This window comes from Flavobacterium ammonificans (genome assembly GCF_020885975.1).
Classification (GTDB): Bacteria; Bacteroidota; Bacteroidia; order Flavobacteriales; family Flavobacteriaceae; genus Flavobacterium; species Flavobacterium ammonificans.
In genome coordinates this window covers 1,077,761-1,090,279 of the sequence record NZ_AP025183.1, presented here as the reverse complement: position 1 = coordinate 1,090,279, position 12,519 = coordinate 1,077,761, and the positions used below count along the sequence as shown (strand labels likewise).

Sequence of the window (12,519 nt, the reverse complement as noted above, 5' to 3'; positions counted from 1 at the left end):
AATAAGCAAAATACATGGGTTTTACTCCTTCGACAGATCAAAAAAAGTCATTAGCATTTTCGTTGCTAATTTATGCAGCCATGTTGTTGATTTTATTTTTTATCCGATTTTGGCCACCTTCTAATTTGGCAGAGCTTACTGGTGGTGGAGGCGGTGGTGTTTCTGTTAATTTTGGAGACAGTGATTTGGGTTCGGGTAGTAATTTTGAAAGTGAAGTACTAGAAGTTCAGAATCGAACAAAAGAAACTCCAACAACTACTAGTTCAGAGGAAGCAATTATTTCCCAAGAAAATAGTACTGAAGAAAGCGTTGTGATTCCGAAAAAAGAAAAAACGGAGAAAAAACCAACTGTCGTTAAAGACGAAGCAAAACCTGAAGTAGTAAAACCCAAAATCGCTAACACTACTAATGATGCCTTATCAAGTCTATTAAAAGGATCAAACAAGGGAGGTGACGGAGACGACAAAACTGCTGGTAATAAAGGAAAGTCTAATGGTAGTTTAACGGCCACTAGTTATTATGGCAATGGTGGTTCCGGTGGCGGAACTGGTGGTGGTAATGGAACTGGAAACGGAATAGGCAATGGAAGCGGATACGGAGCAGGTTCGGGCGGTGGTTCAGGCAATGGAATTGGCGGAGGTTATTCTTTAGGTAACCGAAAAGCAATATCAAAACCGGCACCTAAATACACCTGTAATGAGGAGGGGAAAGTAGTTGTAGAAGTTTCAGTTGATAGAACCGGAAGAACCATCAGCGCAATAGCAGGAATTAAGGGGACAACAAATACTGCCAAATGTTTGCTAGATCAAGCCAAATTGGCCGCAATGAATACCAAATGGGATGCTAGTAGTGATGCGCCTGAAAAACAAGTCGGAAAAATTGTTTACAATTTCAATTTGAATTGACGCTTTTAAAACCCTACTCTGTCAAACTGAACTTGATTCAGTTTCTTAAAATAATTGATTTATATTTTATTTTAGATTCCGAAATAAATTCGGAATGACAAAACTTCTACTTAGGACTCGTAGCAATTACAAATTTTAAATTGTTTCTAACTCCAATTTGTAATACATCCACTAAATCTTGTACTTGTAAATTAAATGGGATTCGCACCACAACCGTTTGGTCTTTTTGAGCATTCATCTTATACATAAGTGTACTCTCTAATGCCTCAAAAGTAACCAGCTCTTTATCGATGTAAAACTGCTTATCTTCTGTAACAGATAAACTAATGAATTGTTTGTTCGTCTTTTCGTTCGCTTGTGCTTTCGGCAACGTCATTTTAATTACATTAGGATTGGCTAGTGTAGAAATGATTAGAAAAAACAACAATAAAAAAAACATAATATCACTCAGTGACGAGGTCGCCACTTCAGCATGAAATCTTCTTTTGCGTTTAATAGACATACTTATGCTTTTTGAATAATATTGACAAATTCTAAAATTTGTTTCTGAATTTTCAAGGCAAAATTATCAATTTTACCATTCAATAAGTGATAGGCACTATAAGCAATGATACCAACAACTAATCCAGAACCACTACTAATCATTTTCTCATACAAACCTCCTGAAATATTTCCGATACTAATATTCTCAGTTACCGAAATACTATAAAAAATCTTAATTACACCCGAAATAGTTCCAATAAATCCCAATGTTGGGGCAATCCCAGCAATTAAACCTAAATGTCCTAATTTACTTTCCATTTGTGCAATTTCGATATCAGCAGCACGATCCATATTCGATTCAATTTCTGCAATAGGTCTTCCTATTACCAAAATTCCTTCTTTCAATATATTGCCAGATGCCGAATTACTTCTTTCGACAATGCTTCTCGCTAAATCTAAATTTCCTAAATGCAATTGATCACGAACATCAGCCATCAAACGACTATCAATAACAGATGCTCTACTAATATATAAGTAACGTTCAATTATTACATAAATAGTGTAAAACAATAAAATAGCGATTGGAATCAAAAAGAAACCTCCTTTAAATATAAACTCCAATACAGAGATTTCAGTATTGGTAGCGATTTTTTCAACCACCACATTAGTGGCAGTATTAGCGAGGGTGTCCGATTGTAATTGTAGTAAACTAAACATATATTATTCTTGTTTTTTGAGCTTTAATTCTAAAATTTGTTTGAAATTTGCAATAAAGATACTTTTCGATGCAATAGTAAACTAAAAAAATCGAAAAATATTTTTAACAAAGATAATTTTCTCAACAAATGACCTATCAAGAAACTTTAGATTGGCTCTTTAATCAACTCCCGATGTACCAATTGCAAGGAGCTTCTGCCTATAAAAAAGATCTAACCAACGTTCATATACTAATGGATTACTTGGGGCATCCTGAGAAAAAGTTACAATGCATTCACGTAGCCGGCACAAACGGCAAAGGCTCTTGTTCACATATGTTGGCTTCTGCTCTTCAAGAAGCAGGATACAAAGTAGGTTTGTACACCTCACCCCATTTAAAAGACTTTAGGGAACGCATCAAGATTAATGGTGTAATGATTCCTGAAGACTTTGTTTGTGATTTTGTGAACCAACATCAATCGTTTTTTGAAGCCAACGATATGAGTTTCTTTGAAATGAGCGTTGGATTGGCTTTCGATTATTTTGCCAAAGAAAAAATAGACATTGCTGTCATTGAAGTAGGTATGGGTGGGCGATTGGATGCTACTAATATTATAACGCCTCTCGTTTCAGTGATTACCAATATTGGTTTAGACCACACCCAATTCTTGGGAAACACTTTAGCAGCAATTGCATCTGAAAAAGCCGGAATTATTAAATCAAATATTCCTGTTGTTATTGGAGAATTTACAACTGAAACCCAGCCTGTTTTTTTGGCTAAAGCCAAAGAAAATAAAAGCAACCTTTACTTTGCATCCGATTTGATTACAACAGAGTACTTATCCGACTTGATTGGCGATTACCAAGTTCATAATAAAAAAACAGTAATTCAAACCCTTACCGTTTTAAATCAACACACAGCTTTCCAAACAAATGAAGCGCATTGGAAAACAGGATTATCTCAAGTAGTTAAAAACACTGGCCTACAAGGGAGATGGCAACAATTGAACGAATTGCCAAAAACAATTTGCGATACAGCACACAATACACAAGGGCTTACTATTGTTTTAAACCAAATTAAAAAGGAATCTTTTGATCAACTTCATTTTGTTTTAGGAGTAGTTAATGACAAAGATTTGGACGAAGTATTGCCTTTATTTCCAAAAAAAGCAGAATATTATTTTTGCAAGCCCAATATTCCACGCGGACTTGAAGCTACTATTTTAGCACAAAAAGCAGCTCAATTTGGACTCAACGGAAAAATATACAATTCTGTTTCAGCGGCTTACGCCAAAGCCAAGCAAAATGCACAACCTACCGATTTTATTTATGTGGGCGGAAGCACTTTTGTAGTTGCAGAAATTTTATAATTTTTTTACTTTTTTTCTTGCAAATACAAAAAACAGCTGTATATTTGCACTCGCAATAAGGGAATGAAAATTTACGAATTGCAATCGGGCGATTAGCTCAGCTGGTTCAGAGCACCTCGTTTACACCGAGGGGGTCGGGGGTTCGAACCCCTCATCGCCCACGACATTAAAACTCCTTAAGAAATTAAGGAGTTTTTTTATGAACTCTAATTACTCATTTTACAGTAAATCAAATTCACGACTTTAAGTTCGCACTTTTTATTATTAACTTTGACGTCGAACAGAGCAAATCATCAAAATTCTTAATGCTAAACAACACACAACTAATTTCACTAGACAATGTCATCAAACGCAACTCCTAAAAGCATCGCTAACGGCGTAATGTTAAATGCTTATCCTGATAGTATTGGAAAAAATCTAAAGGATATTGTCAGCATGCTGCAACTACCCGAATTCAAGGATACTTTTTCTCTTTTTTATGTGCTGCCCACTTTTTTTAATAGTGACTTAGATCGAGGGTTTTCTATTGTTAATTATAATATCAATGAAGAATTAGTTTCAAAACAAGATATTGAAGCTTTGAAAGCATTAAATATTCAACTGAAATTTGACATTGTTTTAAATCACTTATCAGTAGCCTCTCCCCAATTTAAAGATTTAATTGCCAAAGGAGATCAATCCAAATTCAAAGACTTCTTCATTGACTGGAATGAATTTTGGAAAGGCAACGGAACACTTGGAGAAGATGGCGTCATTATTCCAAACAAAGAGTATTTGGACAAATTGTTCATGCGAAAATCAGGATTGCCCATTTTAAATATTGTTTTCCCTGACGGCCAAGAACGCCCGTATTGGAACACTTTTTATCAAAAAGTAACCCTTCAAAAAATAACGGTATCCGATCTACAATCGCTAACTGAAATTACAACTGATCAAGCTAGTGTGATTAGTGAAACAATAAACCGTGCTATTGAGGAGAACCAGGATATTCAAACTATTGATTTAGGTTTAAATGTTCAACTAAATTCGGAAGTACTAAAAATTGTAAACAACAAAAGAGAATACTTAGGCCAGATGGACGTAAACGCTAATTCGCCTTTGGTTTGGGAGTTTTATGAAGATGTTTTGGCAAAAGTAGCGAGTTACGGCGGACAGATTTTGCGTTTGGATGCTTTTGCGTATTTGCACAAAGCTATTGGGGAAAGCAATTTCTTCAACAAGCCTGGAACTTGGGATTATCTGGCACGAATCAATGAAATTGCCAAAAGAAATAATTTAGAGTTATTACCGGAAATCCATGCTGAATACGGTTTGCATTTACACGAAGAAGTAGCCAAGGAAGGTTATGCTATTTATGATTTCTTCTTACCCGGTTTGTGTATTCATGCCATTGAAAAAGGATCAAACAAAGCAATTGTGACTTGGGCAAAGGATATAATTACCAAAGGTTTAAAAACAGTAAACATGTTGGGTTGCCACGATGGAATTCCTGTTCTAGATTTGAAAGGAAAAGAAGTGGATGGCGTGTACCAGAAAGGATTGTTGGAAGACGACGAAATCGAAGACTTGATGAACCTCATTATCGAACGCGGCGGATTGGTAAAAAACTTATATGGTGCGGATGGTAAAAAAATCTCATACTACCAAGTTAACGCGACTTACTTTAGTGCTTTGGGTGAAAGCGAACAAAAATTAGCCTTAGCTAGAGCAATCCAACTTTTTATGCCTGGAATTCCTCAAATCTGGTATTTGGATATTTTTGCGGGGAAGAATGATTATGATGGAGTTGAAAAAGCAGGAAAAGACGGTCATAAGGAAATCAACCGAACCACCTTAAGTATAGAAGCTATTCAAGAAGGATTAAAAAAAGAAGTAGTCCTAAAACAATTGGATATGTTGCGTTTGCGTAACACATGTAAAGCCTTCTCAGGAACTTTAGAATTTGGTCAAGCTGCTGAAAACGAATTGAACTTAATTTGGAGAAACGGAGACGAATTGGCACAATTGAAAGCAAATCTAACCACACACGAATTTTCGATTCAATATACAGAATCGGGTGAAGTGAAAACATTATAAATAAAAAAGGCTTGTCTTATTAGACAAGCCTTTTTTATTAAAAGATTTATTTTACCAACCTTGGTGCAAACCATTATTTAAAACCGTTTCGTATCGTTCTTTGTCAAAAGAATATAAGTTAGGTGCTTTGTGTGCAACATTACTTTTCTTTTCGTCTAACTTGTTTAAAATACCTATCGAAGTTATTTTCCTTAGAAAATTACGACGGTCTAGTTTTCTACCTAAAATAGTTTCGTATAATTTTTGTAATTGAGGAATCGTAAATTTTTCAGGTAATAAATTATAGCCCACAGGAACTAGATTCAATTCCATTCGAAGAGTTTCGAGCGCTTTGTCAAAAATTTCTTTGTGATCTAAAATCAAAGAAGGAATGGAATTAATATCAATCCATTCCACTACTTCACTATTTCCTTCCGGTTGCGGAACGGCTTGTAAAAAATCGACTAACGCATAATACCCTATAGTTACAAAACGTCTTTGATACCATAGCGCTTCTTCTTTGGGAATACCAAAAAAATTGACTACTTTTTGACTAAACGCTATCGGATTTCGATTCACTTTACCAAAAGTCGCAAACTGGCGTAGAAAAATTCCTTTTAAACCAGTTCTTCTTTGCAAGACATTTACCGCTCCTTCGTCAATACTTTCATCGACGCGAACAAACCCTCCAGGTAAAGCCCAATCCTCGGAGTATTTTGTTTTGATTAACAAGACTTTCAATTGGTTATCATGAAAACCAAAAATAACACAATCCGTAGATAAACCAGGTTGGTAATTTTCTTTGTTAGCTATAACCTCTTTTAACATGGAATTAATTTTAGTTTTGTTGTCTGTTTTTGGGTGCAACGAATATACTATATAAACCCAAACGGACAAAATTTATAAATAATCATAAAACACAAAGGGATGTTTAAAAATTAACATCCCTTTGTACACTATACAATAGTACTCTCTTTAAAAGTAGACTATTAAAATCATTTTACTAATTCAAAACCCGCTTTTAAACGAATATCGGATGATGAGGTTCCGATCATCAAATCAAAATCACCAGCTTCTGTATTCCACTCTAATTTTTCATTGTAGAATGCTAATTTTTCTTTGTCAATTGTAAACTGAATGGTTTTGGTTTCCCCTGTATTCAAATAAACTTTTTGAAAATCTTTCAACTCAATAATTGGTCTAACTACCGACCCTACTTTGTCTCTTAAATACAATTGTACCACCTCATTCCCTGCAAATTTCCCTCCATTGGTTAACTGAAAACTAACTTCTATAGTTTCCGTATCCTTAATTTTATTTTTTGACAATTTCAAATCAGAGTAATTAAAAGTAGTATAACTTAAACCGTGTCCAAAAGCAAACTTTGGACTATTCTTCAGGTCGGTATAAGCTGAAACATAATTGAAAGCTGTCTCATTTGGAGCAGGTCTTCCAGTGTTGAAGTGATTGTAATAAATTGGTAACTGTCCTTCCTCTCTTGGAAAAGTCATTGGCAATTTACCCGACGGATTATAATCTCCGAAAAGCACATCCGCTATAGCATTACCTGCCTCAGTTCCTAACCACCATGTGTACAAGATAGTTTGAGCAGTATCTGCAGTTTGATTAAATACAAGTGGGCGCCCAGCGTTAATTAAAACTACTACTGGTTTCCCAGTTGCTTGAAGCGCTTGCACCAATTCTTCCTGAACTCCAGGAATATGAATATTGCTTCGGCTTTTGGCTTCACCACTCATATTGCCTCTTTCTCCAATACTTACAATCACCACATCTGCTTGATTGGCAACAGCAACAGCTTCTGCAAAACCGTCTCTATTATTTCCTTCAATTTCACATCCTTTAGCATACAATAGCTGTGTGTTCTTCCCAACTTTATTTTGTAAACCTTGCCATTGCGAAACCACTTCTTTAGTATAATCTAATTCAGGTAATTCCACTGCCCAAAATCCCATATTTTCTTTATGCTCCTTTACTAATGGCCCAATAAAAGCAATCTTTTTTACGTCTTTAGACAAAGGCAAAAGCTGTTTTTCATTTTTCAACAAAACAATACTTTTTGCTGCCATATCACGTGCGATTTTTCGGTGCAACGGATTATTTAATTCTTTAGCCTCACGCTTTGGATTGGAATATTTATAAGGATCTTCAAATAACCCCAACTCAAATTTTTTACGAAGAATACGCTTTACTGCATCATCAATCAAAGCTACATCAACTTTACCTTCTTGAACTAATTGCGCCAAATTATAACGATACGCATTACTTTCCATATCCATATCGCTTCCAGCTGTAATAGCTAACTGTGCGGCTTCTTTATTGTCTTTTACATTCCCGTGATTGACCATTTCGCCAATTGAACCCCAGTCGGAAACCACAAATCCTTGAAAATTCCATTTGCCTTTTAAGATGTCGCGTTGCAAAAATTTATTCCCCGTAGCTGGCACACCATTCAAATCGTTAAATGAATTCATAAACGTTGCAGCACCCGCATCCAAAGCGGCTTTGAATGGAGGCAAATAAGTTTCCCACAACATTCTATCACTCATATCTACTGAATTATAATCTCTTCCTCCAACAGCAGCACCATAACCAACAAAATGTTTCACACAAGCCATCACCGAATTCACATCGCCTAAGTTTCCTTGAAATCCTTTCACTCTAGCAAAAGCAATTTTAGATCCTAAATAGGTATCCTCACCAGCACCTTCCATTACACGTCCCCATCTTGGATCACGAGAAATATCAACCATAGGTGCAAAAGTCCAGTGAATTCCACTAGCCGATGCTTCAACAGCTGCAATTCGCGCACCCAACTCAATAGCTTCTATATCCCAACTTGCCGCTTCGGCTAAAGGAATTGGAAACGTAGTTTTGTATCCATGTATTACGTCTTGACCAAACAACAATGGAATTTTCAATCGCGATTGCATGGCTAATTCTTGATATTGACGGGTATATTTTGTTCCAATCACATTTAGCATCGATCCAATCAAACCACCTTTGATTTCAGCTTCTTTATTAGGATTAATCGTAATTGGACCTGTAGCCTGATTGTTGCCTGTATATTGATTCAGCTGACCTATTTTTTCTTCCAAAGTCATTTGCTTAAGCAAAGCCTCTACTCTTTGGTCAATTGTTTTCTGTTGTGAAAAGCCTAGAAAGGATACTAATAATAATCCAAGAATAGTCGTTTTTTTCATTTGTGTTGAATTATATTTATGTTTTTGTTAGTGTATATTGCGTTAAGATTGTTTGGTATTTGATTTAGACGATAGCATAATTAATTCCAAATAAAAGTAGCTACAGACCCTCCATCAAGGGAAGTTGAAAATAATTTTTGATTGAATTCAATTGTGCATTTTTCATTGGCATCTCCATCATTTTCCAAAATTAGCACTTTTTTTCCTGCTGGTGTTTTAAATGCAATCGAATTTATATTGCCTTTTTGAGTAGATGCAATACGAACGGAACCCGGAGGAACAAATTTTGAAACATGTGCTATAATATAATAACTCACATTACGCTCATAACTATCTGAACTATTAATTGTAATTGCTCCTTTACAGGTTGTACATCCTCCAAGCGTATGTGGACCAAAATTAGCATCATTAGCTAAATTCCATTCCAAAGCCACTTTACTCCAATTGCGCATCGAGCCAATAATTACATTTTTCATATGCCATTTTAAATCACCTACAAAAGTTCCTGAAGTTCCTGTGTATTGCTCAGTGAAATATAAATTTTTATTAGGATAAGCATCATGAACAGTCGTTAAAGCACTTATATCACCAGCATATAAATGAAAAGCTGAACCGTCAATAAAAGCATTGGCAATAGGATCCTTTAAAATTGACATAGGATAATCAGGTCTATCACAATTGTGATCGTAAATAATTATTTTGGTAGATAGATTAGCGGTAACAAAAGCCGGACCTAGATATTCTTTAATAAAACTAGCTTGTTGTTCTGCTGACATAAACATACTTGGATTGTTTCCGGGATGTAAAGGTTCATTTTGTGGAGTAATTGCCGAAATAGAAATACCCTCATCTTTCATTTTTTGAATATACTTGACAAAATAAGCTGCATATACCCCGTAATACTCAGGCTTTAGACTTCCGCCAATGAAACTATTATTATTTTTCATCCAAGTTGGTGGGGACCATGGGGTGGCTAAAATCTTAATATGAGGATTAATTGCTATAATTTCTTTTAGCATTGGAATTAGATCATCCTTATCGGGCAATAAACTAAATTGACATAAACTAACGTCCGTTTGTCCAGCAGGTAAGTCATTATAAGTAAAAGGCGTAGCATTCAAATCAGATGCACCAATACTAATTCGCAAATAACTTATCTTGATGGAATTCTCATTATTACCGAATAATTCTTGAAGTAATTCTTTTCGCTTTTGAGAATTTAATTTGTTGATACTTTGTGCACTCCCTCCTGTTAATGTGTAACCAAATCCGTCTATAGTCTGGTAAGTATGAGAATCGTCAACTTGTATATTAGCGCTTTCTGATTTTCCACTTTGAAAGGTCAAAATACCATTTTGCTTTTGTAAATAAATACTTCTATTTCCATTTGTAACCCAAAAATCAACTTTATTTTCAATCACAGGATATTGAAATGAGCTATTCGAAAACGAAAAAGCATCAGTATATAGTGACCCATTAAAGAACATTACAATCCAACTGAATATTGAAAATAGAAACATATTTATTATTTTAATCAATGAATTAATTTACGCAATCCTATAAAGTTATTATACAGCAAAAAAACCTAATGACAACTCTAACCTGTTTAATTACCTAATCGCAAGTAGTTTTGCACTACGAAAAATAAATAAATTAGTTGTAAACTCTTATATAATCAATCTCAAAAGTAGACGATACAAAATTAGGGTCGATTGTTCCCCCAAAATTTCCTCCCATTGCACTATTAACAATCAAGAAAAAATTCTGATTAAATGGTAAAGAAGCACTATTATTAAATGTATGAAATAAAGTACCATCTACGTAGAATTTGATAGTATCCGCTCTCCAATCTAAAGTGTAAATATGAAATTCAGAGGAAGCGTTAGTAATATCAATAGTTCTAGAAACAGCGTTACCACAAGAAAAATTTGGATAATGAAAGGTTCCATGAATTTTATTAGGCACATTCCCTACATGTTCCATTATATCAATTTCTCCACAAGCTGGCCATCCCGCTGTAGTGATGTTATTACCTAACAACCATAAAGCTGGCCAAGTTCCAGCTCCTGATGGAAGTTTTGCTTTAATTTCGACTCTTCCGTATTTGAACGAAAATTTGCCTTGAGTTTTAATTCTTGCTGAAGTATAATTACTTCCGTTGAAAGTATCCTTTCTTGAGGTGATTTTTAAAACTCCGCCTTCAACTTTTACATTTTCGGCTCTATTGGTATAAAACTGTGATTCATTATTACCCCAACCCCAATCACCTGTTCCAATGTCATACGCCCATTTTGTTGCATCTGGAGCTCCATTCACATTAAACTCATCAGCCCAAATCAAATCCTTCAACTGATTAGTCTGTGCAAATAAACTTAATGAAACTAAACAAGCAAGAGTGACTAAAATGCTAAATTTCATAAATGAATTGTTGATTTGAAAAGTAAAAAATATTATAAATAATCTAAAGTACGTTCTAATGCCATGCCTCGTGACCCTTTAATTAAAATTGTGGATTTGTCTATTGGATGAATTTGCATGTAAGACACTAAATCTGTAAAATCTTTATGAAAAAATAAATTTTCTCCAGTTATAGAATTAGCAAAAAAATCAGGTCCAACAAAATGACAAATAATATCTTTTTGATTTGATAAAGAATTTACAAGTTGTTTGTGTTCCTGAAGGCTTTCGACACCTAATTCAAACATATCTCCTAAAATTGCGATTTTGTTTGACTTATCCAATTGTTTAAAATTATCTATTGCGACTGCCATACTACTTGGATTGGCATTGTAAGCATCTAATATGATTTGATTCGTCTCTTTAGTAACTAATTGTGATCGATTATTTTCAGGAATATATCCTTCTAATGCTATTTTAATTGCTTCTTTATCGATTTTAAAATAACTTCCAATAGCTATCGCTGCATTAATATTATTTGCATTATACAATCCAATTAAATGCGATACGATTTTTAAATTTTCAAATCCAACAGTTACAAATGGATTCGCAGTAACTTCTGAAATAGAAACATTAGCTTCCGATTTATTGATTCCAAAACTATAATGCTGTAAAGAATTTGTTTTCTCAACTTGAATCGGATCTTCTAAATTCACAAACGCTAACTTATTTTTATCTGATAAAAAGTGATACATTTCACTTTTACCTTCAATAACACCTTCAACACCGCCAAAACCTTCTAGATGAGCTTTGCCAAAATTAGTGACATAGCCATAATCAGGCTGAGCCAATTCACAAAGAAATTCAATTTCTTTCTTATGATTAGCCCCCATTTCTACAATTCCAATTTCAGTGTCTGTACTGAATGAGAGTAAAGTTAGCGGAACCCCAATGTGATTATTTAAATTACCAACAGTTGCTTTGGTCCTATATTTTGAAGAAAGAACGACGTGAATTAACTCTTTTGTAGTTGTTTTACCATTACTACCTGTCAAAGCAATTATTGGAAGTTTTAAAAAATTCCTATGATACTGTGCTAATTCCTGAAGTGTTTTTAGACTGTCGTTAACCAAAATAGTTCTTTGATCAATACAATAATCGGGGTTATCAATTACGACATAAGACGCTCCTTTTTCTAGCGCTTCTTTGGCAAAAGTATTTGCGTCAAAATTATCTCCTTTAATTGCCACAAAGAAAGAATTCTGCTGAATTTTTCGAGTATCAATTGAAACTGATGTACATTTTAAAAATAATTCATGAATTTTTGCAATATCCATAATGCTGAAAATTTTATAAACAAAAAGCCCTAAAAAGGGCTTTTTGTTAGAATGA

10 protein-coding genes and 1 tRNA gene are annotated in these 12,519 nt (G+C 34.5%); 4 read left to right on the top strand and 7 right to left on the bottom strand.

Annotation, left to right across the window (positions count from 1 at the left end; translation table 11 throughout):
* Positions 1–14 precede the first annotated feature (14 nt).
* Positions 15–905, top strand: a complete 891-nt coding sequence (locus LPC23_RS04745; protein WP_229331492.1) for an energy transducer TonB family protein — start codon at positions 15–17, stop codon at positions 903–905.
* Positions 906–1,011: 106 nt separating this feature from the next.
* Here the strand turns inward: LPC23_RS04745 and LPC23_RS04740 are convergent, their stop codons facing one another.
* Positions 1,012–1,407: an ExbD/TolR family protein gene (locus tag LPC23_RS04740; RefSeq protein ID WP_229331489.1), complete on the bottom strand. Its 396-nt coding sequence runs from the start codon at positions 1,405–1,407 to the stop codon at positions 1,012–1,014.
* A 2-nt stretch (positions 1,408–1,409) separates the two neighbouring features.
* A complete protein-coding gene (locus tag LPC23_RS04735) occupies positions 1,410–2,105 on the bottom strand; it encodes a MotA/TolQ/ExbB proton channel family protein (RefSeq protein ID WP_229331487.1) in 696 nt (231 codons plus the stop codon).
* 128 nt (positions 2,106–2,233) lie between these two features.
* On the opposite strand from LPC23_RS04735, the gene LPC23_RS04730 reads away from it, so the two are divergent.
* From LPC23_RS04730 to LPC23_RS04720, 3 genes are all read left to right on the top strand, one after another.
* Entirely contained in the window at positions 2,234–3,454 is a 1,221-nt protein-coding gene (locus LPC23_RS04730) for a bifunctional folylpolyglutamate synthase/dihydrofolate synthase (RefSeq protein WP_229331485.1), read from the top strand.
* An 86-nt stretch (positions 3,455–3,540) separates the two neighbouring features.
* Positions 3,541–3,615 (top strand) — tRNA-Val (locus LPC23_RS04725).
* A 178-nt stretch (positions 3,616–3,793) separates the two neighbouring features.
* Positions 3,794–5,530, top strand: a complete 1,737-nt coding sequence (locus LPC23_RS04720; RefSeq protein ID WP_229331483.1) for an alpha-amylase family protein — start codon at positions 3,794–3,796, stop codon at positions 5,528–5,530.
* Positions 5,531–5,581: 51 nt separating this feature from the next.
* Here LPC23_RS04720 and LPC23_RS04715 read toward each other — a convergent pair whose 3' ends face one another.
* From LPC23_RS04715 to LPC23_RS04695, 5 genes are all read right to left on the bottom strand, one after another.
* Positions 5,582–6,337: an NUDIX hydrolase gene (locus tag LPC23_RS04715; protein WP_229331481.1), complete on the bottom strand. Its 756-nt coding sequence runs from the start codon at positions 6,335–6,337 to the stop codon at positions 5,582–5,584.
* A gap of 167 nt (positions 6,338–6,504) precedes the next feature.
* Positions 6,505–8,730 (bottom strand): beta-glucosidase BglX, encoded by a 2,226-nt coding sequence (gene bglX / locus LPC23_RS04710; protein WP_229331479.1) that lies wholly within the window; start codon positions 8,728–8,730, stop codon positions 6,505–6,507.
* Between the two features lie 80 nt (positions 8,731–8,810).
* Positions 8,811–10,250 carry a glycoside hydrolase family 30 protein gene (locus tag LPC23_RS04705; protein ID WP_229331476.1) on the bottom strand — a complete coding sequence of 480 codons (1,440 nt, stop codon included), beginning with the start codon at positions 10,248–10,250 and terminating at the stop codon, positions 8,811–8,813.
* 133 nt (positions 10,251–10,383) lie between these two features.
* The gene (locus tag LPC23_RS04700; RefSeq protein WP_229331474.1) at positions 10,384–11,148 is read right to left on the bottom strand and encodes a glycoside hydrolase family 16 protein; all 765 of its coding nucleotides are present in this window, start codon (positions 11,146–11,148) and stop codon (positions 10,384–10,386) included.
* 32 nt (positions 11,149–11,180) lie between these two features.
* Complete coding sequence (locus LPC23_RS04695; protein WP_229331472.1) at positions 11,181–12,464, bottom strand: UDP-N-acetylmuramoyl-tripeptide--D-alanyl-D-alanine ligase; 1,284 nt, start codon at positions 12,462–12,464, stop codon at positions 11,181–11,183.
* Positions 12,465–12,519 lie beyond the last annotated feature (55 nt).